Annotated in this window: 21 protein-coding genes; 18 read left to right on the forward strand and 3 right to left on the reverse strand. The window is 60.3% G+C overall.

Going from position 1 to position 22,573, the window contains the following annotated elements:
• Window positions 1-102: 102 nt before the first annotated feature.
• The 4 genes from BMZ63_RS04615 (at window position 103) to BMZ63_RS04630 (ending at window position 4,458) form a co-directional block, all read left to right on the forward strand.
• Window positions 103-591 carry a chemotaxis protein CheW gene (locus tag BMZ63_RS04615; protein ID WP_091702284.1) on the forward strand — a complete coding sequence of 163 codons (489 nt, stop codon included), beginning with the start codon at window positions 103-105 and terminating at the stop codon, window positions 589-591.
• A gap of 64 nt (window positions 592-655) precedes the next feature.
• Window positions 656-1,048 carry a DUF2802 domain-containing protein gene (locus BMZ63_RS04620; RefSeq protein ID WP_091702286.1) on the forward strand — a complete coding sequence of 131 codons (393 nt, stop codon included), beginning with the start codon at window positions 656-658 and terminating at the stop codon, window positions 1,046-1,048.
• 36 nt (window positions 1,049-1,084) lie between these two features.
• Entirely contained in the window at window positions 1,085-3,364 is a 2,280-nt protein-coding gene (locus tag BMZ63_RS04625; RefSeq protein ID WP_091702289.1) for an ATPase, T2SS/T4P/T4SS family, read from the forward strand.
• The gene (locus tag BMZ63_RS04630; protein WP_091702292.1) at window positions 3,361-4,458 is read left to right on the forward strand and encodes an ATP-binding protein; all 1,098 of its coding nucleotides are present in this window, start codon (window positions 3,361-3,363) and stop codon (window positions 4,456-4,458) included. Before BMZ63_RS04625 ends, BMZ63_RS04630 begins: the two co-directional genes overlap by 4 nt.
• On the opposite strand, the gene BMZ63_RS04635 is transcribed toward BMZ63_RS04630, so the two are convergent.
• Together BMZ63_RS04635 and fliK are read right to left on the reverse strand one after the other, a co-directional pair.
• The gene (locus BMZ63_RS04635; protein WP_091702294.1) at window positions 4,444-4,761 is read right to left on the reverse strand and encodes an EscU/YscU/HrcU family type III secretion system export apparatus switch protein; all 318 of its coding nucleotides are present in this window, start codon (window positions 4,759-4,761) and stop codon (window positions 4,444-4,446) included. The genes BMZ63_RS04630 and BMZ63_RS04635 overlap by 15 nt on opposite strands.
• Window positions 4,758-6,140, reverse strand: coding sequence for a flagellar hook-length control protein FliK (gene fliK, locus BMZ63_RS04640; RefSeq protein WP_227663516.1), 1,383 nt, complete (start codon window positions 6,138-6,140; stop codon window positions 4,758-4,760). The genes BMZ63_RS04635 and fliK overlap by 4 nt, the downstream gene beginning before the upstream one ends.
• Window positions 6,141-6,269: 129 nt before the next feature.
• Here fliK and ccmA point away from each other — a divergent pair, with 129 nt between their 5' ends.
• The 11 genes from ccmA to BMZ63_RS04695 all read left to right on the forward strand — a co-directional run bounded on the left by ccmA (window position 6,270) and on the right by BMZ63_RS04695 (window position 19,575).
• Window positions 6,270-6,908, forward strand: coding sequence for a cytochrome c biogenesis heme-transporting ATPase CcmA (gene ccmA / locus BMZ63_RS04645; RefSeq protein ID WP_091702297.1), 639 nt, complete (start codon window positions 6,270-6,272; stop codon window positions 6,906-6,908).
• Window positions 6,898-7,623, forward strand: a complete 726-nt coding sequence (gene ccmB, locus BMZ63_RS04650; RefSeq protein WP_091702300.1) for a heme exporter protein CcmB — start codon at window positions 6,898-6,900, stop codon at window positions 7,621-7,623. The genes ccmA and ccmB overlap by 11 nt, the downstream gene beginning before the upstream one ends.
• Before the next feature lie 62 nt (window positions 7,624-7,685).
• Window positions 7,686-8,429 (forward strand): heme ABC transporter permease, encoded by a 744-nt coding sequence (locus BMZ63_RS04655; protein ID WP_091702302.1) that lies wholly within the window; start codon window positions 7,686-7,688, stop codon window positions 8,427-8,429.
• A gap of 3 nt (window positions 8,430-8,432) precedes the next feature.
• Window positions 8,433-8,672, forward strand: a complete 240-nt coding sequence (ccmD, locus tag BMZ63_RS04660) for a heme exporter protein CcmD (protein WP_091702305.1) — start codon at window positions 8,433-8,435, stop codon at window positions 8,670-8,672.
• A 13-nt stretch (window positions 8,673-8,685) separates the two neighbouring features.
• Window positions 8,686-9,156 (forward strand): cytochrome c maturation protein CcmE, encoded by a 471-nt coding sequence (gene ccmE / locus BMZ63_RS04665; protein ID WP_091702308.1) that lies wholly within the window; start codon window positions 8,686-8,688, stop codon window positions 9,154-9,156.
• Between the two features lie 34 nt (window positions 9,157-9,190).
• Window positions 9,191-11,191: a heme lyase CcmF/NrfE family subunit gene (locus BMZ63_RS04670; RefSeq protein WP_091702310.1), complete on the forward strand. Its 2,001-nt coding sequence runs from the start codon at window positions 9,191-9,193 to the stop codon at window positions 11,189-11,191.
• Window positions 11,188-11,724: a DsbE family thiol:disulfide interchange protein gene (locus BMZ63_RS04675; protein WP_091702313.1), complete on the forward strand. Its 537-nt coding sequence runs from the start codon at window positions 11,188-11,190 to the stop codon at window positions 11,722-11,724. The genes BMZ63_RS04670 and BMZ63_RS04675 overlap by 4 nt, the downstream gene beginning before the upstream one ends.
• Complete coding sequence (locus tag BMZ63_RS04680) at window positions 11,724-12,206, forward strand: cytochrome c-type biogenesis protein (RefSeq protein ID WP_091702315.1); 483 nt, start codon at window positions 11,724-11,726, stop codon at window positions 12,204-12,206. The genes BMZ63_RS04675 and BMZ63_RS04680 overlap by 1 nt, the downstream gene beginning before the upstream one ends.
• Before the next feature lie 34 nt (window positions 12,207-12,240).
• On the forward strand, window positions 12,241-13,518 hold the full coding sequence (gene ccmI, locus BMZ63_RS04685) for a c-type cytochrome biogenesis protein CcmI (protein ID WP_091702318.1): 1,278 nt from the start codon (window positions 12,241-12,243) through the stop codon (window positions 13,516-13,518).
• A gap of 112 nt (window positions 13,519-13,630) precedes the next feature.
• A complete protein-coding gene (locus tag BMZ63_RS04690) occupies window positions 13,631-18,514 on the forward strand; it encodes an NAD-glutamate dehydrogenase (protein WP_091702321.1) in 4,884 nt (1,627 codons plus the stop codon).
• Complete coding sequence (locus tag BMZ63_RS04695) at window positions 18,514-19,575, forward strand: methyltransferase (protein ID WP_091702324.1); 1,062 nt, start codon at window positions 18,514-18,516, stop codon at window positions 19,573-19,575. Before BMZ63_RS04690 ends, BMZ63_RS04695 begins: the two co-directional genes overlap by 1 nt.
• 1 nt (window position 19,576) lies before the next feature.
• Here BMZ63_RS04695 and BMZ63_RS04700 read toward each other — a convergent pair whose 3' ends face one another.
• Window positions 19,577-20,191, reverse strand: coding sequence for a riboflavin synthase subunit alpha (locus BMZ63_RS04700; protein WP_091702327.1), 615 nt, complete (start codon window positions 20,189-20,191; stop codon window positions 19,577-19,579).
• A gap of 122 nt (window positions 20,192-20,313) precedes the next feature.
• Between BMZ63_RS04700 and BMZ63_RS04705 the strand changes: the two genes are divergently transcribed.
• The 3 genes from BMZ63_RS04705 to BMZ63_RS04715 are packed head-to-tail and all read left to right on the forward strand — an operon-like array spanning window position 20,314 to window position 22,553.
• Window positions 20,314-21,288 carry a hypothetical protein gene (locus BMZ63_RS04705; protein ID WP_227663517.1) on the forward strand — a complete coding sequence of 325 codons (975 nt, stop codon included), beginning with the start codon at window positions 20,314-20,316 and terminating at the stop codon, window positions 21,286-21,288.
• A gap of 57 nt (window positions 21,289-21,345) precedes the next feature.
• On the forward strand, window positions 21,346-22,008 hold the full coding sequence (locus BMZ63_RS04710) for a TetR/AcrR family transcriptional regulator (RefSeq protein WP_091702329.1): 663 nt from the start codon (window positions 21,346-21,348) through the stop codon (window positions 22,006-22,008).
• A 44-nt stretch (window positions 22,009-22,052) separates the two neighbouring features.
• Window positions 22,053-22,553, forward strand: coding sequence for a L,D-transpeptidase (locus BMZ63_RS04715; RefSeq protein ID WP_091702332.1), 501 nt, complete (start codon window positions 22,053-22,055; stop codon window positions 22,551-22,553).
• The last annotated feature ends 20 nt before the right edge of the window (window positions 22,554-22,573 follow it).

A 22,573-nucleotide genomic window follows, 5' to 3' on the forward strand; every position in this document is an offset into this window, starting at 1 on the left:
AATGCTGGCACGGTTTGTGCCCTTAACTATAGTATTGGGCACTGATGATGAATTTTTGACGATCAGGTTGCCCGCCGGGCAGCCGAGTAAGGAGAGAGCGATATGGCATCCCCGAGCGGACAGAAAAATCAGGCCCAGGATGATCAGGTACTTCAGTACGTGACCTTCCGTCTGGATGACGAAACCTATGGCATTGATGTCATGCAGATCCAGGAAGTACTGAGGTACACGGAGATCGCACCCGTACCCGGCGCACCGGATTACGTGCTGGGCATTATTAACCTGCGGGGCAACGTGGTGACGGTGATCGACACCCGCCGCAGGTTCGGGCTGGCAGACGCGGAAATTACCGACGCCACCCGCATTGTGGTGATGGAATCGTCCAGCCAGGTCATGGGTATTCTGGTGGACTCGGTGGCCGAGGTGGTTTACCTCAAGGCCAGTGAAATTGAAACTGCCCCGAATGTCGGCAACGAAGAAAGCGCCAAGTTCATTCAGGGTGTGTGCAACAAGAACGGCGAGCTGATTATCCTCGTCGAATTCGACAAGATGCTGTCAGACCAGGAGTGGGCTGAAATCGCATCACTGTAAGGTTCGCCCTGCAGTGCCTGTGATGGACGTCCACCGTGGTCAACAACCAACGGAGACGTCTATTATGAGCTTTGCCATTCCTTCCTGGCTCCCGTGGGGCCTTACCGCTTTCGCCCTGGGTCTGGTTCTGTTGCAGGGCTTTATTCACGGCCGGCGCATCCGCTCGTTGCAGGCTAACGTGAAAGAACGTTGCGACACCCTGGGGCGTGAGCTGCACGCCACCACCAGTGGCAGCATGGGGGTGGGGCAGCGTCTGGTGGCCTGTGAGCGCCAGCTGCACGAGTTGCGTAATGCCATGGATGAGATGCGCCAGAATGATCCCTTGCGCATTTCCTATGATGAGGCGGCAAGGCTGGTTGATCTTGGCGCAGATATCGACGATCTTATGGATACCTGTGGAATTTCCCGCCCGGAGGCAGAGCTGGTTTCAGCGCTGAAAAAACGACAGGCGGCCTGATTCCCGTTTTCGTCGAGTCGCCACGGACGCCGCTGAATGAGAGCAATTTACCCGAGGGCCGAGGCGGCCCTCCTTGCTGTTGCCCGCCATGATTTTGTCGCCGGTGAGGATATTGCCCCTTCCATCACCGGCCATTCCATCCCCCGCCAGGAAACCGTTCACCATCTGCTGGGCCTGATGCCGGAAATTGCCCCGGACCAGGTGGTCATGCATGTGGGCGGTGGCTCCGGCTACCTGGCCGCCGTGCTGGGCCAGCTGGCACACCGTGTGATTTACGTCGACCGTAACCCGGTGCTGGTCGAGGCTGCCCGGCAGCGCTTCTTCCGTTCTGGCATGCATAACATTGACGTGTTCGAAGCCGATGCCGGCCAGGGGGTGCCACTGGATGAGCCCTGTGACCTGGTGCTTTGCACCACGTTTCTGCCGTCGCCAAACCCGCTGGTGACCAACCTTCGTGAAGGCGGCAGCCTGGTCTGCCTGGAAGGGCGTGCTGGTCCGGTGCCCAGCGTTGCCATGTATCGCCGTAAAGGCGGCCTCCTGGAGCGAGTGAAAACCCTGGGCTGGGTGGATTTCAACCGGAACGCCGGCCAGATCCTGATCGATCTGGGGCTGATCAATGAAACCGATCTGGCAAAGGCCCGTGACGAAGCCGCCGTGAAAAATGAGCGGGTGCTGGATGTGTTGCGCCGCTCTCTGAATATGGAAGAAACAGAGCTTTACCGTTCGCTGGCACAGCAGCGGGGGCTGGCGTTTTCCGACTCGGAGGATGTTCTTAACCATCTGGACGCCGAGCTGTTCAGGCGTTTCTCCCGCACCTTCCTGGACTTGTCCCGGATGATCCCCGTGCGCGAGGAAGACAGCACGCTCACGGTGGTGACCGACGACCCGGACGCGCGCACTGATCAACTGGAGCGATTGACCCCCAGGCACCGGATTGTCTGTGTACTGGTGACCCCGACGGATTTCCGGCGCATCTGGTCGGCGCTGGACCTGACCGTAAAAGGCAGCCGGTTTGTGGCCGAACAGGCGGCCAAACCGGGCGCCGAGGCGGCGCCGGACAGCCCGGGTAAGGATCTGTTTGGCCAGGATATCAACAAACACATCAGCCCTTATCTGGTCTCGGTGTACGAAGCCATTCTGCTGGATGCGGTGGGCGAGAGAGCCAGCGATATTCACATCGAGCAATACGAAGACCGGGTACGCATTCGCCTGCGAGTAGACGGCGACCTGCACGATCTGCCCCAGTATCAGCTCTCGGCCCGGGAAATCCGCGGGGTGATCAACGTCATCAAGCTGCGGGCGGAGCTGAATATTGCCGAACACCGCCTGCCACAGGGAGGCCGTTCCCGCCTGCAACTGGGCGACACCACCTACGATCTGCGTATCCAGACCCAGCCATCACTGCATGGCGAGAACGCCATTATCCGTTTACTGCCCCAGACCGGGCGTGCCATGACCATCGATGAGCTCGGGATGTCGCCGGCGGTTGGCGCCCGTTACCAGCGCCTGCTGGATAACCCGGCCGGGCTGGTGCTGGTGGTGGGGCCGACCGGCTCCGGCAAATCCACCACGCTCTATGCAGGCCTTCAGACCCTCGCGGATGATGGCCGGCGCAAGGTGATTACGGTGGAAGACCCCATCGAATATTCCATCGACAACATCCAACAGACCCGGGTGCGTGCGGAAATCGGTTTCAGCTTTGCCGATGCCATGCGGGCGTTCGTGCGGGAAGACCCGGACGTGATCCTGGTGGGTGAGATTCGCGATCAGGAAACCGCCCTGGAGGCGATCCGGGCGTCCCAGACCGGTCACGTGGTGCTCTCAACCCTGCACTGCAATGACGCGGTGGACTCCCTGCAGCGCCTGTACGACCTGGGCATCCACCCCAACTCCATTGCCGGCGAGTTGCTGGCGGTCATTGCCCAGCGCCTTGCCAAGCGCATTTGTCCCCATTGCCGGAAGCCGGCCACGCCGGACCCGGGGATTCTGGCCGAAGTATTTCCGGACGGACCACCGGCCGGCTTCCGGTGTTTTGAGGGCGAAGGCTGTGAGAAGTGTAATGGTCGGGGCACCCATGGCCGGGTGGCGATTGTCGAGTACATGGAGGTGGATGCCGACATCCGCAATGCCATCTCCAGCCAGCCGCCCGTTGGTGAACTGCGTTGGCGTGCGCTGGACGGGGGGCTGGTGACCATGCGCGACAGTGCCTTGGACCATGTGATCGAAGGCCTTATCCCGCTGTCTGAACTGCCCCGCATTCTGCCCCGGGAACGCATGGCGCCGGAGATTCGTGGCGGCCGCAGGAGCAACCGATGAAAAAGCAGGACAACAACGGCATTCAGCGCCAACCCGCTGAAGTCATGTACCGGGACGAACTCGACCGCCTGCTGGCCGCGGATACCGGCCCGGTACCGCCGGGCTGGCAGCTGTCGCCCCGGTCGGTGGAACTGTTTTTGTGTGGTGACCCGCAACTGGGAATTGAACGCAAATTTGTCGCCGACCGGGCGCTGGTCACCCGCATTATTATTTCCCTGTGCACCAATCGCGGCAGCCTGCTGGTGGGCGAGCCGGGCACCGCAAAATCCTGGCTGTCTGAACTGCTGGCGGCGGCGGTATCCGGCAATTCCACGCTGACGTTGCAGGGCGGGGCCATCAGTGAGGTTGGTCAGTTGCTGTACGGCTGGAACCAGGCGTTGCTGCAGAGCGAGGGGCCAAGCCGCCGGGCGTTGATCCCGTCGCCGTTGTTACGGGGCATGATGGAAGGCCGGTTGGTTCGGTTCGAGGAGATTGCCCGTTGCCCGCAGGCGCTGCAGGACGCCATGTTGTCGGTGCTGTCTGACCGGGTGGTGGTTATTCCGGAACTGGCCGGGGATGATGGCGTGGTTCTGGCCCGGGAGGGCTTCAATCTGGTGGCCACCTCCAACAGCGTGGATGAAGGCGTACATGCCATGAGCGCGGCACTCAAGCGGCGCATGGATTTTGAGGAGATCCGGCCGATTCATGATCTTGCCGATGAAATGGAGGTGGTGAAGCAGGAGGTAATCAAGGCCAACCGGCAGGCCGGCGTTGAGGTTACGCCGGAGGATGCGGTGATCGAAGTGCTGGTTACTATGTTCCACGAGTTGCGTAACGGCCAGACCCTGGATGGGCGCAGTACCGACCGCCTCGCCGGTGCGGCGCTGTCAACGGCGGAGGCGGTGTCGGTGGGTCATGCAGCCAGCCTGAATGCCTGGTATTACGGGGATGGTGCCATGACCGTCGAGCACCTGATGCATCATGTCATCGGCTCGGCCCTGAAAGACCAGCCGGAAGATCGCCGGCGGCTGAGGCATTACTTCGAGACGGCGGTGGCGCCGCGCAAAGGCGAACACTGGCAACTGGCCTGGGACATGCGCTCACTGATCCGGTGAGCCGGCAGTCCTGTCGGGGCGGGCATCATCGGGTGTCCTGCCCCGGATGTGAAAGGCAAAAGCCAGTATTTCAGCAATAACCCGGTAAAGCTCCTCCGGGATTTCCTCGTTCAGTGACAATCGGGCCAGGATGCCCGCCAGTTCGGGATTCTCATACAGGGGTACTTCGTGTTCCCGGGCAATTCGAATGATTTCCTCAGCCAGCTCCCAGGTACCGGTGGCTGAAATGACGGGTGCCCGTTCACCGTCGTATTTCAGGGCGACGGCGGCCGGAACGTTCTGGTCGGTTTGTTGATCACTCATGCCTTGGTATCCACCAGACGGTGTTCCAGTCTTGTTTGCGTGTGCAGGGGACTGCCGCGCCGGCAATCCAGGCTGTCCACTTCCAGGCCCAGGTCGCTCAGGCTCTGTCGCAACAACGGGAGCTCCTCGTTGACCTGGCGCAGCGTGCTTTGTTTTTCCGCCCATACCTGGGCACTGACGGCAGGGTACCGGAAGCTGACGTCGAAATGCAGCGGGCCGGCATGGTCCAGGTCCATGGACAGCGTCAGGCGCCATTCACTGATACTGGCGCGGCCGGGTTTATCGGCTTGTTCCCGTGACGACTGCTCATATTGTTCCACTCGCAGCTGGGCAATTTTCGGTTCCTGTTGGGGATTCAGCCAGGGCAGATCAATCAATTGGGTGCTGACCGGGGTGCCGGGTTCGGCGCCGGCCCGTGCGGTCAGGGTCTGGCTGTGCAACTGGTTGACGGTAATGCGATTGAGCATGCCCGCCAGAAGGCGCAGCATTTGTCCGGCATTGGCCGGCTCACTGGACGGGGGCTGGGCCGCCGGTGTGGCGGTCTGTGGGAACTGCAGCGGCGCCATCTGGAACTCCGGGCTGGCGGTGGGTGTCAGCCGGTTGAAGTGCGCGCCATCCTGGTTCTGGCTGGCCAGCAGGGCGGTCACCATGCGGGTCAGGGCCAGTTTCAGGTCGGCCGGGGCGGCGTTTTTCTGCCCGGTTTGCAGCAGTCTGGATTCGGCAAACAGGCCGCTTTCGGCTAGCCACTGTTTAACCTGCCCGGCTGCGCCATCGGCTTTGCCGGCACCGGGGGTGAGGGTGTCGGCGTGAGGCAGGCGGCTGAGAATGTTCTCCAGGGCCTGCTGGGCGCCGGCCGGCAATGGCTGTATGTTCGCACTGTTAACAGGGAGCTGGCCGGGCCGGGTTGTCGGCTTTATGCCGCCTTGCATGGCTTCCACCAGCTGTGCCAGCCCCGATTGCAGGTTCTGCTGCCAGGGAAGGCGCTGGGCCAGGGCGCGGGCAACCGTGCTCTCCTGACTGGCGGCGAGCTTGCCCATTAACTGTAATTCGTTGTTGGCGCGCATCACCTTGATCAGGTCACCCGCTGTGACCTCCGGTGGCCGGTTGCCGACATTGACCGCCAGGGTACGTCCTTTTATCTCCAGCAACAGTTCGTGGCTGCCGCCTTTTTGTTGCAGCACTTCGGCCACCCGGGCCAGGGCGGTTTCCCGGTTGGCCATTTGCAGTTGCGCCAGCTGCTGGCGGGCCGTCAGCGACGGGTCGATCCGGCCGCCGCTGTCGGCAGCCGCCTGCAACCGGGCACGGGCCATGCCCTCGGCCTGCCGGGCGGTCAGTTCCGGGCTCGGGTTACTGCTGCTGGTTCCGGTGGGAAGCTTCATGTCGCTGATTTGATTTGAGGCACGAGTATTCCTGCAGTGCTTTCGTTATAATGGCCGCGCTGGCAGCGAATGCCGTAATCCATGCACCTGATGCCTGCTGTGCATCCCTCGCTCTGAAGCGGAGCCCAGATGTCCGAGCCGTTACTACAGGCCGTTAATCTAGAGTGCGAACGTGACACCCGTCTGCTGTTCCACAATCTGTCTTTCTCCATACTGCCCGGTACGGTGACCCGTGTCGAGGGCCCCAATGGTACCGGCAAAACCACTCTGCTGCGCATTCTGGCCGGCCTGAATGATGCCTTTTCCGGCGACTTGCTCTGGTGTGGCGAGCCCCGTTCCCACCTTCGGGAGTCGTTTCTGCGAAACACTCTGTACCTGGGCCATCGGCCCGGCATCAAGCCGCTTCTGACGCCACTGGAGAATTTGCGGGCGTTGATGGCCGGGCGGCGCCGGGTGACCGATGACACTTTGTCGCAGGCCCTGGCCGGTACTGGCCTTGCCGGCTTTGAGCATGTACCTTGCCGCAATCTGTCTGCGGGCCAGCAGCGGCGTGTTGCCCTGGCGCGGCTGCTGATTGCCGACGAGCCGCTGTGGCTGCTGGACGAAGTCTTTACCGCTATCGATGCCGGTGGCGTGAAGGCCATCGAGGCGCTGTTGCAGCAGCGGGCACAGGAAGGCGGTGCGGTACTGGTGACTACCCACCATGACCTGCAGCTGCCGGGTATGCAGCGCATTATCCTGGGTGGAGGTGAGCGCGATGACAACTGATGTCCGGCCGGGATTGAAACCGGTCGAGAGTGGTGTCGGGCTGTTCCCGGCGATGGCAGCCGTCTTCATGCGCGATGTGCGGGTGGCGTTCCGGCAGCGTCAGGATCTGCTGAATCCACTGCTGTTTTTCATCATGGTGGTAACTCTGTTCCCCCTGGGGGTTAGCCCGGAAGTGGAATTCCTGCGCCAGTCGGGCGCCGGTATCCTGTGGGTGGCGGCTTTGTTGTCGGTGCTGTTGTCACTGGATCACCTGTTCCGGCACGATTTTGATGACGGCACCCTTGAGCAGCTGGTGTTGCAGCCCCAGCCATTGTTTGCCCTGGTTCTGGCCAAAACCGTGGCGCACTGGATTCTGACCGGGCTGCCGCTGGTTGTGCTGACACCGATTCTTGGCATTATGGTGCACCTGGACGGGAACTCTATTGCCATTTTGTGTCTAACGCTGCTGATCGGAACCCCGGTACTGAGCCTGATTGGCTCGATCGGCGCGGCACTGACACTGGGCTTGCGCTCGGCCGGTGTACTCTTGTCACTGCTGATCATTCCGCTGTACATTCCGGTGCTGATTTTTGGCACGGGGACGGTGGCGGCGGCCTCGGAAGGGTCTCCGGTAGCCGGCTATCTGGCGCTGATGGGGGCGTTCCTGGTGCTGGCATTAACGCTGGCACCTTTCGCATCAGCGGCGGCTTTGCGAATCAGCCTGTCCAATAGCTGACCTGACCGGTTCTGTGAGCCTGGCAATAACGAACAGTAAAACAGTGAGACGGTGACCAACTGATGTGGCAATTTTTTCATAAGCTGGGTTCTCCCAAATGGTTCTACGGGATCGCAACCCGCTTCATGCCCTGGCTGCTGGCCTCGGGCCTGCTGCTGCTGGCCGGAGGCCTTGCGTGGGGGCTGGCCTTTGCCCCGGCCGATTACCTTCAGGGCAACAGCTACCGGATTATCTTCATCCATGTGCCCACGGCGTTTCTCGCCCAGTCCATGTACATCATGATGGCGGTGGCCGCGGTGGTTACCCTGGTCTGGCGCATGAAACTGGCTGATGTGTTCGTCAAGGCTGTGGCACCCGTGGGCCTGGTGTTTACCTTTTTGTCTTTGTTCACCGGCGCCGTATGGGGGAAGCCGACCTGGGGCACCTGGTGGGTATGGGATGCTCGCCTCACGTCCATGCTGATCCTGCTGTTTCTCTACGGGGGGGTGATCGCCCTGGACCGCGCCATTAATGATGAGAAGTCGGCCGCCCGCGCGGTTGCTGTTCTGGTACTGGTAGGCGTGGTGAACATACCGATCATCAAATATTCCGTGAACTGGTGGAATACCCTGCATCAGCCCGCCACATTCAAGCTGACTGAAAAGCCCTCGATGCCGGTGGAAATGTGGGTGCCCCTGTTGTTGTCCGTGTTGGGGCTGTACCTGCTGTTCGGCTGGCTGGCGTGTCTGCGTATGAAGACGGAGATTCTGGTGCGGGAGCAGAAAACCCGCTGGGTAAAAGATCTGGTCATGGCGGGGAGGGGCTGATCCATGGCATTCGACTCGTTTTCAGCATTTATCGCGATGGAAGGCCATGGCCCTTATGTCTGGTCCTGCTACGCGGTGTTTTTCATTCTGGTTGCCGGCATGATGATCTGGTCGGCCAGGCGCAACCGGGCAGTAATTGAAGGGTGTAAGCGTCGTTTTGACCAACAGCAGGGAACTTCCGGCAGGGATGCCAGACCAAAGGCGTCGGCGACCTTCACCCGAGTAGAAGTTTCCCAGGACTGACAGGCGGTACCTCATGCATCCGATTCGAAAAAAACGACTGACCATTGTGCTGTTCCTGGTGGCCGGCATTGCTATCGCGGTAGCGCTGACCACCTACGCCTTGCGCCAGAACATTAACCTGTTCTACGACCCGACCGAAATTGCAGCCGGCAAGGCCCCCCAGGATGTGCGTATCCGGGCAGGCGGGATGGTGGAAGAAGGGAGTGTGCAACGGGACCCGGAGAGTCTGAACGTTCAGTTCCGGGTAACGGACTATTCCGCCTCCGTGCCTGTGCAATATGAAGGTATCCTGCCGGATCTGTTCGCAGAGGGGCAGGGTGTGGTGGCCATGGGCCGTCTGAATGCCGAGGGTATGTTCGTGGCGGACCAGGTGTTGGCCAAACACGATGAGAATTATATGCCACCGGAAGTCGCTGAATCTCTGGAACGGGCTGAAAAACGCAAGGCCGATGCGGAAAAAGCCGCACAGAGCGCCTCCTATTGATTGCTCAATTTATTTCTGACCTTGGAGAAGCTTGATGTTTCCGGAACTCGGACAGCTTGCACTGATTCTGGCGCTGCTATTGGCAGTGCTCCTCTCCGTCGTGCCGCTGGCAGGGGCGCTGACCGGGCGTGACAGCCTGCAGGCCTTCGCCCGTCCACTGGCCTCCGGCATGTTTGTGTTTACCGGCCTGGCGTTCGCCATCCTGACCCACGCCTTCCTGGTGGATGATTTCTCGGTCGCCTACGTGGCCAACAACTCCAACAGTATGTTGCCCTGGTACTACAAGTTCAGTGCGGTCTGGGGCGGGCACGAAGGCTCCCTGCTGCTGTGGATCCTGATGCTGGCCGGCTGGATTCTGGCGGTCGCCATTTTCAGCCGAAAGCTGCCTCCGGTGATGATCTCCCAGGTGCTGTCAGTACTGGGTATGGTGGCTGTCGGTTTCCTGCTGTTCATTATCATGACCTCCAATCCGTTCGACCGGATGTTGCCCAACATCCCGGCCGATGGCCGAGACCTGAACCCCTTGCTGCAGGACATTGGTCTGATTATGCATCCGCCCATGCTGTACATGGGGTATGTGGGTTTCTCTGTCGCTTTTGCCTTTGCCATCGCAGCCTTGATCAATGGTCGCCTGGATGCGGCCTGGGCCCGCTGGTCACGTCCCTGGACTACCGTTGCCTGGTCATTTCTGACCATTGGCATCGCCCTGGGTAGCTGGTGGGCCTATTACGAGCTTGGCTGGGGCGGCTGGTGGTTCTGGGATCCGGTGGAAAACGCCTCCCTTTTGCCCTGGCTGTCCGGCACCGCACTGATGCACTCGCTGGCGGTCACCGAAAAACGGGGTGTGTTCAAGAGCTGGACAGTGCTGCTGGCCATCGTGACCTTCGCACTGAGCTTGCTGGGAACCTTCCTGGTGCGCTCCGGCGTACTGACCTCGGTCCATGCTTTTGCCTCGGACCCGGAGCGTGGCAGCTTCCTGCTGATGCTGCTGGGGATCACCGTGGTGGGGAGTCTCGCGCTCTATGCCTTCCGTGCGCCGGTGGTGCATGTGCGGGCCCGCTACGGCTCGCTGTCCCGGGAAATCTTCCTGTTGCTGAATAACGTGCTGCTGGTCTCGGCGACGGCACTGGTCGCGCTGGGCACGCTGTATCCGCTGGTGCTGGATTATCTGGAACTGGGCAAGCTGTCCATCGGCGAGCCGTTCTTCAATGCCACCTTTAGTCCGTTGGCAGTGGCCACGGGACTGCTGTTGGGCGCCGGCATCTTCTCCCGCTGGAAAAAAACCGACGGTGGCTGGCTCGCCCGTAAGCTGCTGTGGCCGCTGGCCGTCAGTGTACTGGCTACGGCGGCGGTGATGATCGGGTACGGCGGCTTCGCTCCCTGGGCGTTCCTGGGTGTGTTCACGGCGGTCTGGGTTACGGTTGCCACTCTTTGGGACCTGTGGGACAAGTCTTCCTCCCGTAAAGGTCGTCTGCATGGCCTCAAGCGCCAGTCCCGCAGTTACTGGGGCATGGTTCTGGGGCACCTGGGCGTGGCCATGGTAATGGCCGGGGCGACCGTGGTGTCCAACTACGGCGTCGAGCGGGACGTGCGCATGCAGCCGGGCGATACGGCGATGGCCGGCGATTACGAAATCGTGTTCAACTACATCGGTGAGCGTTCCGGCCCGAACTTTAGCGCCCAATACGGCGAGTTCGAGGTACGCCTTGACGGCGAGACCATTGCAGAGCTGCATCCGGAAAAACGTAATTACAGCGTCGGTATGAGCGTCATGACCGAAGCGGACATTGACGCCGGCCTGTTCCGCGACGTGTTCGTAGCCATTGGCGAACGCATCAGCGATGACGCCTGGGCTATTCGCCTGCAGTACAAGCCGCTCGTCCGCTGGTTATGGCTGGGCTCACTGGTTATGGCGATCGGTGGTTTCCTGGCCATTTCCGACAAGCGCTACCGTATCCGCGTCAAGGACGTGAAAGCCGTTGAGCAGGAGTCTGGCGGCACCGCTGCTGGCAAGCCCGCGGAGGTAACCGGATGAAGCGTGTCTTTCTGTTCCTGCCACTGGTGGTGGCGCTTGCCGTTGGTATCTTCCTGTTTGCAGGGCTGGGCAAGGACCCAACCAAGCTGGATTCTGCATTGATTGGAAAGCCGGTGCCCGAGTTCAGTCTGGAGAATCTGGCCGACCCTGAGCTGACAATGGACACCTCAGTGTTCAAGGGCGAAGTGTCATTGCTTAACGTATGGGCAGAATGGTGCCCGTCGTGCTGGGATGAGCACGAATACCTGATGCACCTTGCCCGGGACAAGGGTGTTCGCATTGTCGGGTTGAACTACAAGGACCAACGGGAGAATGCGTTCCGCTTTCTCAACCGCCTGGGCAACCCCTACGAAACCATCATCTTCGATCCCGAAGGCAAGCTCGGTTTTGACCTGGGTGTGTATGGTGCTCCGGAAACCTATGTCATCAGCGCAGATGGTATTGTCTTGCACCGGCATGTGGGCGTGGTGAATGAACAGGTCTGGCAGCAGGAATTGCTGCCGATTGTTAACGAGGCACGGGGAGAGAGCTGATGCGTGTTGCCATGCTTTTGCTGTTGGCTGCTTTCTGGCTGGCCGGCCCGGCCAGCGCGGAAGTGCAGGAAGTCTACGATTTCGACACCCGGGCCGAAGAGCAGCGCTACCAGCAACTGATCTCCGAATTACGTTGCCCAAAATGCCAGAACCAGAACATTGCCGACTCGAATGCCCCCATTTCCAAGGATATGCGGGATCAGGTGTACCGGATGATGCGCCAGGGAGCCAGCAACGAAGAAATTGTCGATGACCTGGTGGCCCGCTTCGGCGAATTTGTCCAGTACAAGCCGCCCGTCGACAAACGCACCATTGTGCTCTGGGCGTTCCCGGCCATTGCCGCCATTGGTGGCTTTCTGGTGGTTGCGGGTGTGCTCTGGCGGGCACGGCGGCGCAATGAACAAGACTCCGCACTCAGTGATGACGAAAAACGGCGGGCCGAGCGAATCCTGAAAGATCAGGGCGGCTCCTCCGACCGTTGATCACCCATTCATTCCGAACCGCGATGATAACTTCATGACCGATACCTTCTGGATTGCCGCTACGGTATTTATTCTCTTTGCCTTGTTGTTCGTGCTGTATCCGGTGTTTTTCCGCCGTTCGCAGGCCCGGGTGGAGGCGGATATCCGCAATCAGAACCTGATTGCCTACCGAACCCGACAGCAGGAACTGGACGACGAATACGAAGCCGGCGTGCTGGACGAAAAAAGTTATCAGCAGCTGAAGGAGGAGCTGGCCGGCTCCATGCTTGATGATGTGCCGGAAAATGAAGTGCCGGGCAAGCGGGTGCCGGGGCGCAAGAGTGCCATGGCGGTGGTGTTGATTGCCCTGGTATTTCTGCCGGTGGGCACCTACTTCGGTTACCAGGAATGGGGGGCCATGGACGAGCTGGAGCAGTTCCGTGCCATGCAGGAAATGGAAAGCTCCGGCGGCAACCAGAGTGCCCGCATGGCGGAGCTGGCGGACCAACTGCGCGAGCGTTTGCGGGCCAATCCTGATAACGCCGATGGCTGGGCCATGCTGGGGCAGACCTACATGCGTCTGCAGCGTTATGAGGAAGCCGCCGAGGCTTATCGAGAGCTGGCCCGGGTTACCGAAGAAAGTGACGGCGCCAGTGCATCGGCGCTGGGTCTGGCCGCCCAGGCGCGGTTTTTTGCCAGCAATGGCCGGATCACCGGCGAGGTGGAAGAGCTGGTGGAAGCGGCGCTGGCACTGAATGAAGACGAAGTGAACGCGCTGGGCCTGCTGGGCATCAGTGCCTTCGGCGAAGAAAACTATGAGCGGGCGATCGAGTACTGGGAGCGGATTATTGCCGTGGCCCCCGATCATCCGCAGGCTGAATCCATACAGGAAGGCATCAAGGAAGCCTACCGGCGGCTGGGGCAAACGCCGCCTTCCGGTCAGGCCAGTGCCGAGCAGCCGGAACCGGTGGCGAGCGCCGGCGTATCGCTGCGCATCTCCCTGCCCGAGGATGTGCAGCAGCAGGTTGATTCCGACACCACCCTGTTTGTTTTTGCCCGGCCGCTGTCGGCCCGGGGCGGCGCCCCGGTTGCCGTGGCCCGCATGACGGCAGGTGACCTGCCCACCACCATTCATCTGGACGATAACTATGCGATGTCGGCTAACAGCGCTATCTCCGCCCAGGAAGAGGTGCTGGTTGTCGCCCGCCTGACCACCAGTGGCAGCGTTAATCCGCAGCCGGGAGACTGGCAGGGTCAGGTGGAAGCAAAAGTGGTGGAGCCGGAACAGGGTGAGCCGGTGAATCTGGTGATTGATCAACAGCTGACCAACTAATCCGTAAGCCGCATATATCCCGACTTGACGGCAGAAATCAAAGGTTTGACTATGCTGATAACAGCATGAGCAAGCTGCCTTTATTTCCCATAACAAAATCAGGGGTCGGAATATGAATGCGCTGACAATCGCCAGCAAGGAACAGTTTTTTGAACAACTGGCCGATGCGTTTTCGGATAAACTCGCCAAAACCGAAGCCAGGAAGGTCATCGAGTTCGCCCGACAGCATTACGCCCATATTCCGCTGGAGGAGCTGGTCAGTCGCCGCTTCTCCGACACCTACGGGGCGGTCCTGGCCGCCTGGCAGTTCCTGCAGAAACGCGGCGCCGATGAAACGCCGGTCGCCGTGTTCAATCCCGAACTTGAAAGCGACGGCTGGCAGTCCACCCACACTGTCATTTTCATTCTGCATCCGAATATTCCCTTCCTGATTGATTCCCTGCGCATGGCCATAAACCGGCAGGAAATCGGCACCCATTCCCTGCAGCATTCGATTTTCCAGGTGGAGCGGGAAAGCAGTGGCAAGCTTAAGAAACTGCACCCCAATCCTGCCCGCAAGGCCAGCAAGGACGCCGCGTTTGAAGCGTTTATCGTGCTGGAAATTGACCGCCACAGTGATCCCGAAGACCTGCGTGCGCTTGAACAGGGCCTGCAAACCGTGCTGCACGAAGTGCGCATCGCCGTGGGGGATTTCAGCCCCATGCAGGAGCGGGTCAAGGAAATCTGCGAGGAGCTGGAGAACACCACCGCCGGCATTACCGCCGAGGAGAAAAAAGAAGCCCAGGCCTTCCTGCGCTGGATGGCTGATGACCACTTCACCTTCCTGGGTTATGACGAATACGACTTTGTGTCCGACAAGAAGGGCATGGAAGTCACCCGGGTGGCCAATTCCGAGCTGGGTATCCTCCGGGTCAACAACGAACGCCCGGACAGCGTGCGGCTCAACGAGCTGCCCCAGCGCACCCGCCAGGAAATGACCCGCACTGACGATGTCTTCATTTTCGCCAAGTCAGCCCAGCGCTCACGGGTACACCGGCCGGCTTACCCGGATTACATTGCGGTCAAGAAATTCAACAACAAGGGCGAAGTGGTTGGCGAACGCCGGTTCCTGGGCCTGTATACCGCCCGTGCCTATAACGAGCGGCCGGTGGAAATTCCCCTGCTGCGGCGCAAATTCCGGACCGTTATGGAGCGTTCCGGGTTTCTGACCGACGATTACGCGGGCAAGGAGCTGGAGCAGATTCTGACCGTTTACCCCCGGGACGAGCTGTTCCAGATTGCCGATGAAGAGCTGCTGAGCGTTGCCAAGAACATTCTGTATATCCAGGAACGCCGGCGCATTGAACTGTTCATGCGTGAAGACGTGTACGGGCAGTTCGTCACCTGCCTGGCGTTTTTCCCGCGGGATATCTACAACACCGAGCTGCGGCTGAAAGTTGAACAGGTGCTTCGCGAACAGCTGGAAGCCGAAGACATCGAGTTTGTTACCCATTTCTCGGAATCGGTACTGGCCAGGGTGCAGTTCACCATTCGTGTACCGCAGATGGAAAACCGGGAAATCCCGCTGACCAAAATCCGCAACAAGGTGATTGAGCTGGCGCAATCCTGGCGTGATGGCCTGAGCGAAGCCCTGAGCGAAACCTACGGGGAGGAGCGCGGCAACGAGCTCTACCGGCTTTGGGGCAGTGGCTTTCCGGCCAGCTATACCGATATGTTCTCTGCGCGCCGAGCGGCTATTGATCTGGAACACATCTCAGGAGCCTGTGCCAGTAAAGACCTGACCATGAGTTTTTACCGGGCCCTGGAGGAAGACGAAACCACCCTGCATTTCAAACTGTTTTACCCGGACGAACCGTTGCCATTGTCTGACGTGATGCCCATTTTCGATAACCTGGGCTTCCGGGTGATCGGCGAGCACCCGTTCGAGGTGCGCGACCATGGCGGCAGAACGGTCTGGATCCACGACTTCACCCTGCAGACTCACGACAGTGCGGTGGTGGATATCCACCGTATCCGGCCCATTTTCGAGGATCTGTTCCGTAAAGTGTGGCATGGCGAGGCAGAGAACGACGCCTTCAACCGCCTGCTGCTGTCCTCCTACATGAGCTGGCGTGAGATTGCCCTGCTGCGCACTTACGCCCGCTACATGCGCCAGATTCGCTTCTCCAACAGTCAGACGTTCATTTCCAATACGCTGGTTGGCCACGTGGAGCTGACCCGCATTCTGCTGGAATTCTTTGACGCCCGTTTCAACCCGGAACGGGGTCAGAGCAAGGGCAAGCGAGAGGCGGCCCAGCAAAAGCTGGAGATTGAGTTCAATGCCGGCCTGGATCAGGTGGAAAATCTGAGCGAAGACCGGGTGCTGCGTCTTTATCTGGAACTGATGCAGGCCACCCTGCGCACCAACTTCTATCAGCCCGATGCCGATGGCCAGCCCAAGCCGTACATCAGTGTGAAATTCGACCCCACGCAGATTCCGGACATGCCTCTGCCGCTGCCCATGTACGAAATCTTCGTGTACTCGCCGCGTATTGAAGGCGTTCACTTGCGCGGGGGCAAAGTGGCCCGGGGCGGTCTGCGCTGGTCCGACCGTTTCGAGGATTACCGCACCGAGATTCTTGGCCTGGTGAAAGCCCAGCAGGTGAAAAACGCGGTGATCGTGCCGGTGGGCGCCAAGGGTGGTTTTGTCGCCAAACAACTGCCGGACCCTTCTGACCGGGAAGCCTTCCAGGCGGAGGGCATTGCCGCCTACAAGACCTTCATTCGCGGCCTGCTGGACATCACCGACAACCTGGTGGATTTCGGCATTCAGCCGCCGGAAAACGTGGTGCGCCAGGATGACGATGACCACTACCTGGTGGTGGCGGCCGACAAGGGCACAGCGACCTTCTCCGACATCGCCAACGGCCTGGCGGCGGAATACGGGTTCTGGATGGGCGATGCCTTCGCCTCAGGTGGTTCCAACGGCTACGACCACAAGAAAATGGGCATCACCGCCCGTGGCGCCTGGGTGTCGGTGGAGCGACATTTCCGTGAAATGGGCATCAACACCGCTGAAGACGAGTTCACCGCCATCGGTATTGGCGACATGGGCGGCGACGTGTTTGGCAATGGCCTGTTGTGCTCCGAGAAAACCCGCCTGGTGGCGGCGTTTAACCATATCCATATCTTTATTGATCCTGAGCCGGATGCCGAGAAGAGCTACAAGGAGCGTCTGCGCCTGTTCAAGGCGCCCCGTTCCGCCTGGACCGATTTCGACAGCAAGCTGATTTCCAAGGGCGGCGGGGTGTTCAGTCGTAGTGCCAAGTCCATTCCCGTCAGCCCGGAAATGAAAAAGCTGCTGGGCATCAAGGCCGACCGGGTGCCGCCCAACATGCTGATCAGCCACATTCTCAAGGCCCAGGTAGACCTGCTGTGGGTAGGTGGCATTGGCACCTACGTGAAAGGCTCCTCGGAAAGCCATAGCGATGTCGGCGACAAGGCCAACGACGCGCTGCGTATCAATGGCAGCGAGCTGCGCTGCAAGGTGGTCGGTGAAGGCGGCAACCTGGGCATGACCCAGCTCGGACGCATCGAATATGCGCTCAGGGGCGGTCGCCTGAACACCGACTTCATTGATAACTCCGGTGGCGTGGATTGCTCGGACCATGAAGTGAACATGAAGATCCTGCTCAACCGGGCCGTGGCCATGGGCGACCTGACCGGCAAGCAGCGAAATATCATGCTCGAAGACATGACCGACGATGTCGCCACATTGGTGTTGAAGAACAACTATCGCCAGACCCAGGCGATCAGCATTGCCAGTGATGATACCGCTACACGCCTGGAAGAGTTCCGGCGACTGATGAACACCATGGAGAGCGAGGGCAAGCTGAACCGGGAACTGGAGTTCCTGCCCAATGATGAAACCCTGGCCGAGCGCAAGATGGCCAAGACCGGTCTGACCCGGCCAGAGCTGTCGGTGTTGATCTCCTATGTGAAGGGCGACCTCAAACAGACCCTGATAGACAGCTCCTTGCCGGACAACCCGCTGCTGGCCGGCGAGATGTACAAGGTATTCCCGCAGGCGCTTAACCAGAAATTCCACAAGGAGCTGGGAGAACACCAGCTGCGCCGGGAAATCATCGCCACCCAGATTGCCAACGACATGGTGAACCATATGGGCATCACCTTCGTTGAGCGGTTGAGCCAGTCCACCGGGGCCGATGCGCCCTCCATTGCCCTGGCCTGGATCATCGCTCGCGATGTGTTCCGTCTGGATAGCTGGTGGGACAAAATTGAATCGCTGGATTATCAGGTGTCCGCCAAGCTTCAGATGCAGCTCATGCAGGACTTGATGCGAGTGATCCGCCGGGCTGTGCGTTGGCTGCTACGCAACCGACGCGCCGAGCTGAACATTCAGAGCCATATGGAACGCTTTGCCGACGGTGTCTGGGCCATTACCTCCAGCCTGCCGGATTACCTGGGGGAACAGGCCCGCAAGAACTGGGAAAAACGCCACGATGAGCTGGTGGAAGCGGGTGTGCCGAAAGACCTGACCTCGGTGCTGGCCGGTACCGGCTACCTGTATTCCTCCCTGGGCATTATCGAGGCTCGAGAGGCCACAGGCATGCCGCTGAAGACCGTGGCCAACCTGTACTACGAGCTGGGCGACCAACTCGATCTGACCTGGTTTGCCGATGCCATTGCCGCGCTCACACCGGCTTCCCATTGGCAGGCCCTGGCCCGGGAGAGTTTCCGCGAGGATCTGGACTGGCAGCAGCGGGCATTGACCACCGGCGTTCTGCAAATGGCGGAAAAACCCGAGAACGTCAGCGAATGCCTGCAGCAGTGGCAGGAAAAACACCAGCCCATGCTGGAGCGCTGGAAGTCAATGCTGGCCGAGTTGAAGAATGTCCGGGAGCCTGAATACGCCATGTTTTCGGTTGCTCTGCGTGAGCTGCTGGACCTGGCTCAGGCCACCATGCACCAGAACCCGGAGGCAGACTGCGATTAATGGCCACGCTAGCCAATACTCACGATGTACTGCTGCGCAACCGCGAGCTGCTGGAAGGCCGGGTCGCGTTGCTGGGAGTGTCGGACCCGGCGTTGCTTTCGCAATGCCCGGGGTCCGGTCTGGCCATGAGCGAGCATGCCGGGATTTACAGCCAGCTGGCTGAACAGCCCGGGTGGCAGGCCTGTTTCGGTTACCGTTGCCCGAAAGGGCAGGGCGGTGGCTTTGACACCGTGGTGGTGTTCTTGCCCAAAGCCCGAGCCGAGCTGGATTTGCGGCTGGCACTGGCACGGCATCTGGGCCGGGAAGGCGCCACGCTGCTGCTCATTGGTGGTAAAAAAGAAGGCATTGCCGGGGCCGCACGGCAGTTTCAGGGAGCGGTTGAAGGTGCCATGAAAGTGGACAGCGCCCGCCATTGCCAGGTTTGGCTGGGGCACAACCAGGCTCCTCCGGCTTCTTTCGATCCTTCTGACTGGCTGCAGTGGCAGACCCTGTCCAGTGCGGGCATCGAATGGCCGGTTGCCGGATTGCCCGGTGTGTTCAGCCTGGATGGGCTCGATGAGGGCACCAGACTGCTGCTGGAAACCCTGTCCGGGCATCCGTTAAAAGCCGAGCGTGTACTGGACTTTGCCTGCGGGGCGGGTGTGATTGGTAGCTGGTTGCAGGCTTTTCGCAAGGCCAGGGCAGAGAAGCCCGGCCGGGTGGACGGGCTGGATGTTCAGGCCCAGGCGGTGGATTGTGCCCGGGCCACCTATGAAAAGAACAGGGTGGCTGGCGACATTTACGCCTCGGATGGCCTGGCCGGTCTTGAAGGCCGTTGGCAGGCGGTTGTCAGCAACCCGCCTTTTCACAGTGGTATAAAAACAGACACCTCCATGACCGAGCAGTTTCTGGCTCAGGTGGCACGCCACCTGGAGCCGGGTGGTGAACTGCGGCTGGTGGCGAACAGCTTCCTGCCCTACGAAGCGCTGATCAACCGGCATATCGGGCCGGCGGAAAAACTGGCCCAGAACCGCAGGTTCACCGTGTACCGGGCCTTTCGGCAATTACCGGCGCGCCGGTAATTCAGCTGGCGGGCCTGTCGTAACCAAGCCGGGCCAGGGTATCAACAATGGTCTGGGTCTGGCTGTCCACTTCAATGTTGACCCGCTGGGTTTCCCGGGCCTGACCAAAGGTGGTTGCCCGCAGGGTTTCCGGGATCAGATGGACATTGAACCGGTTGCCCGCCACCTCACCAATGGTCAGGCTGGCTCCGTTGATGGCAATGTACCCCTTGGCGAACAGATAGGGCGCCCAGGCTTCCGGCACTTCGAACCACAGCGTTACGTTGTTCTCGGACCGCACGATTTCCACGATGGTGGCGGTGGTGTGAATGTGACCACTGAGCAGGTGGCCGCCAATCTCATCGCCAATGCGTGCTGCCCGTTCAAAATTTACGGAATCGCCTTCCTGCAGCTCTCCAAGCGTGGTGGCACGCAGCGTTTCCTGCATGGCATCGAAATACAGGACATTGTCTTGTTGGCGGGTTACAGTCAGGCAGGTGCCGTTGATGGCTACTGACGCGCCAATGCTGACTCCGTCCACCTGATCTTCCGGGAAGCGCACCGCCAGAGTGTTGAGGCCTGGTGCCCGGGTGATTTCCGCGATGGTGGCAACCCCCTGAACAATACCTGTGAACATGACAATCTCCTGCTTGGATTTGATTCGGGCGACAGAATAACAGACCCTCTGGGGAAATGGGGTCAAGAAACCCGGGTAAAAGTCGATACCCGATTGTAACGGAAAAACAGGCAAGAACAGTCATGGCAGAGAACAGCGCGGCGCATAAAAACACCGACAATCCCGGGGCAGTCCTGCACCCGGGGCGTGCTGCCGATCCCGCTCCCGAGGCCCCGGAATCGCCAACACCCGCAACCGGAAGTGACGACTACCCGTCCGGGCCAGCACAACCGGCAGAGGTGGAGGACGTCTCCGAACCGGCAGGCGATGAATCGGGCGAAGAGTCTGGCGAGGAAGCCGACCACGACTCTGAGGAACTGGAAAAATCCCTGGCCCAGTCACAGCAACGCAAGTTGCGGTTGTTGCTCCGCCAGTGTGACCGGGTGATGCTGATGGATTTCAACCTGCTGTCCATGTCGGACTGGCCGGACAATTTCAGCATGGCGGCCGCCCGGCGCAACCGGGACCTGTGGATTTTCAGTGCGCTGGTGGCCGCTTCGGTGTTTCTCAGCGGCCTGACCGGTTACGTTCCCGCCTGGCTGGCCGGCGGCGGCCTGGGTGCCTTTGTTATCATCCTCTTATTGGGCGTGCCCTTTATCCGCCGGGTCTACACCGACAACCCTTCCTACATGGACCTTGTGTTCAAACGCCAGCAGTTGCTACGCGATGCCCGAAAGCATGCTGCTCATCTGGAAGGCAAGGAGGGGCTGGCCTGGCAGTGCCTGCGTATGGCCGATTACAACCCGACGCTCAGGCACCGCCGGTTTCGCCCGCTGACCCAACTGTCGGAACATCGCGCACTGACCGGCTGGCTCACTCGCCGTGACCGGATCCGCCTGTATCTCATTTTCATGCTGGAAGCCGAAAAGGCCTACAACCGCGCCCAGGAGGATTTCTTTGCCGGCCACCAGAAAGCCATTGATCGGGGCTGGCCGAGTGTGGCGGCTGAAACCCGTGAGCCGGTGGCTGGCGAGGAACCCGAATCCGCTCAGGATGAGACGGAAGTTGAGGCCACCCCCGAGTCGGAGCGCGCTGAGCCGTCATCGAAGGCAACTTGACATAATTTCGTTTGAAACGTATGTTTCAAACGAAATTGCCCAAAGGTTTCCCGCTCCATGGCCCAGTCCGATACCGTTGACCGCATTCTTGATGCCGCCGAAGTTCTGTTTGCCGAGCGCGGCTTTGCGGAAACCTCCCTGCGCATGATCACCAGCAAGGCCAAAGTGAATCTGGCGGCGGTGAACTACCATTTCGGCTCGAAGAACGAACTGATTCATGCGGTATTTGCCCGCTTCCTCACCCCCTATTCCGCGACCCTCGATGAGGCATTCGACGAGCTGGAAGCGGAAAGCCAGGGCGATGCGCCGTCCCTGGACCGGATCCTCTGGGCCCTGGCTGAAAGCACGGCCCGCATGCCCCAGCGTAATGACAAGGGGATCTCGATTTTCATGCGCCTGCTGGGCCTTGCCTACACCCAATCCCAGGGTCACTTGCGCAAGTTTCTCGAGGAGGAGTACAGCGAACCCTTCGGCCGCTTCATGCGCCTGTTGAAAGAAGCCACACCGGAACTGTCGGCGGTGGACCGCTACTGGCGGATCCAGTTCATGCTGGGCGCGACGGCCTTTACCATGTCCAGCAGTGATGCCCTGATCGACATACTGGAAGCCAAGATTGGCGTGGAAACCAGTGTGCAGGAAATAGCCGCCCGGCTGGTGCCCTTCCTGGCTGCCGGCATGAAAGCCGCCGACAAGATCCAGCAGCCGCCCCACGGCCACTGAACCGGTGCTTGCCGGGGTGCGTCGGGCTCGGGTAATCTTGCCCCATGTCAGCACATCCCGATCCTTACCCCCGTATTGCCATTTCCCTGGCCGAGCAGACGTTAACGCTGTTTGGTGCCAACGGTACGCCCGTGGATCGTTGGCCGGTATCCACCGGCCTGAACGGCGCCGGTGAGCGGGACGGCAGTGGTTGTACGCCGCGCGGGCGACACTACATCCGTGCCAGAATCGGTGCCCGCCAGCCGGTGAATACGGTCTTTCGAGGCCGCCGACCCACCGGTGAGCTTTACTGTCCGGAACTGGCTGAGCAATACCCGGGCCGGGACTGGATACTCACCCGCATTCTGTGGCTCTGCGGCACGGAATGGGGTGTGAATCGCGGGCCGGGCGTGGATACCTTTCGCCGCTTTATTTACATCCACGGTACACCGGACGGCGAGCCCATGGGTGTTGCCCGCTCCCACGGTTGTGTGCGCATGCGTAATGCCGATGTTGCGGACCTGTTTGAACAGGTCCTTGCGGGCACGCTGGTGGACATCACCTGAACTGACAGTTTTCAGAGGAA

Source organism: Marinobacter persicus, assembly GCF_900114155.1.
Classification (GTDB): domain Bacteria; phylum Pseudomonadota; class Gammaproteobacteria; order Pseudomonadales; family Oleiphilaceae; genus Marinobacter; species Marinobacter persicus.